Source organism: Blautia sp. ZXY-1-B12, from assembly GCF_056339915.1.
Genome location: NZ_JBWJVP010000080.1, coordinates 1 through 2291, shown reverse-complemented (window position 1 = coordinate 2291; position 2291 = coordinate 1). Strand labels below are relative to the sequence as shown.

General features: G+C 42.1%; 1 protein-coding gene and 1 pseudogene. Both read left to right on the top strand.

The window, feature by feature from the left end; translation table 11 throughout:
- Positions 1 to 235: 235 nt before the first annotated feature.
- A complete protein-coding gene (locus AC075L_RS05605) occupies positions 236 to 643 on the top strand; it encodes an RrF2 family transcriptional regulator (protein WP_008703296.1) in 408 nt (135 codons plus the stop codon).
- A 341-nt stretch (positions 644 to 984) separates the two neighbouring features.
- Positions 985 to 2291 (top strand): annotated as a pseudogene (locus AC075L_RS05600) (pyruvate:ferredoxin (flavodoxin) oxidoreductase); the annotation flags it as partial.

Below are 2291 nucleotides of genomic sequence, written 5' to 3'. Positions count from 1 at the left end.
CCGTTTATCATTGTACCGTAAATTGGGAAATTTGCAACTGTTTTTTGCTTTTTTGGGTTCTTTTATTTACAAAAAAAAGAAGCACTGTTATAATATAGAATAAATATAGCCTCTTGACGGACAGAAATATGAGGCATTGATATGACAGAAATAACGATTACTGTTTCCATTGTTTTATACAGAACAGCGATGTGGACAGTAAAGGATAATTAATTTTAGAGAGGTTGCAAAGACTATGTTTATTACAAGAGAGTGCGATTATGCAGTTCGAGTGGTACGTGCGCTTTGGGGAGAGAGCAGACTGAGCGTATCCGATATCTGTGAGAAAGAAGCGATCACCGCTCCTTTTGCCTATAAGATCCTGAAGAAACTTCAGAAGGCAGAGATCGTGAAGGGATACAGAGGCGTACATGGTGGTTATTCTCTGAACAGGGGACTGGATGAGCTGACTTTATATGAGGTTTATTCGGCGATTGATCCGGATATGTTTATCATCGAATGTCTGGATCCGAAATATAACTGTGTCAGAGACGGACAGGATGGATTGCCATGTCTGGTACATAGAGAATTGTTATCTGTACAGGATGAACTGATAAGTCTCCTTAAGAGAAAAACAATACAGCAGATCATGGAGGAGGCGTAGAGCCTCCTTTTTTTACTGATATACTGAATAAACTGCAGAGCAGTTGTCCGGTGCAGAGCTGCGCAGCGAAGCGAAGCGGATGATTTTATCTGCCTGATTTGTCCGAAATTTGGCATATCTGCATAATGTTAGTCATATACAACTCAAAAAATGCACATATTTGCTACTGAAATAACAGAAAATCCCTGCTTTGTACCTCAGAAGATACAAAATATGTCAAAACAAATTGGACACAGGCAGAAGATTATGTTATAATCTACAATGAAATTTGAGGTATATTTTACTTATGCCTTGAAATAAATAATTAATTTTCATCAACCTTTAAGGAGGAAAAACAAACTATGGCAAGAAAGATGAAAACCATGGATGGTAACCATGCAGCTGCTCATGCTTCATATGCATACTCAGATGTAGCCGCTATTTACCCGATCACTCCTTCATCTGTTATGGCGGAAGCAACAGATGAATGGGCAACCCAGGGAAGAAAGAACATTTTCGGACAGGAAGTTCAGGTAACTGAAATGCAGTCTGAGGCTGGTGCAGCAGGTGCTGTACACGGATCTCTGGCAGCAGGTGCTTTAACAACAACATATACAGCATCTCAGGGTCTGTTACTTATGATCCCGAACCTTTACAAAATTGCCGGTGAGCAGTTACCTGCAGTATTCAACGTATCTGCACGTGCACTTGCTTCTCATGCACTTTCAATTTTCGGAGATCATTCAGACGTTATGGCCTGTCGTCAGACCGGATGCGCAATGCTCTGCGAATCTTCTGTACAGGAAGTTATGGACTTAACACCTGTTGCTCACCTTTCAGCAATCAAAGGTAAAGTTCCGTTCATCAACTTCTTCGATGGATTCCGTACATCTCACGAGATTCAGAAGATTGAAACATGGGATTATGAAGATCTGAAGGATATGGCAGATGGGATGCAATCGCTGCATTCCGTAACCATGCCCTGAATCCGAATCACCCATGTCAGAGAGGTTCCGCTCAGAACCCGGATATCTTCTTCCAGGCAAGAGAAGCATGTAACCCATACTACGATGCTCTTCCGGCAGTAGTACAGGAATACATGGATAAAGTTAACGCTACAGATCGGTACAGATTACAAATTATTCAACTACTACGGAGCTGCTGATGCAGAACACGTAATCGTTGCTATGGGATCTGTAAACGATACAATCGAGGAGACAATCGACTACCTTGCAGCAGCAGGAAAGAAAGTCGGTGTTGTTAAAGTTCGTCTTTACAGACCATTCTGCGCACAGGCACTCATCGATGCAATTCCGGAATCTGTAAAACAGATCACAGTTCTTGACAGAACTAAAGAGCCGGGTGCACTTGGCGAGCCACTGTACCTTGACGTTGTAGCAGCATTAAAAGACAGCAAATTCGGCGGCGTAAAAGTATTCTCCGGACGTTATGGTTTAGGTTCCAAAGATACTACACCTGCACAGATCGTAGCTGTTTATGAGAACACTGCTAAAGAAAAATTCACAATCGGTATCGTTGATGATGTTACTAACCTTTCCCTTGAGACAGGTGCTCCGATCGTAACAACTCCTGAAGGAACAACAAACTGTAAATTCTGGGGTCTGGGAGCTGATGGTACTGTAGGTGCCAACAAGAACTCCATCAAGAT

Excerpts from the sequence above, each read along its gene's own strand:
- AC075L_RS05605 (WP_008703296.1), top strand. The coding sequence starts at position 236 with ATGTTTATTACAAGAGAGTGCGATTATGCAGTTCGAGTGGTACGTGCG.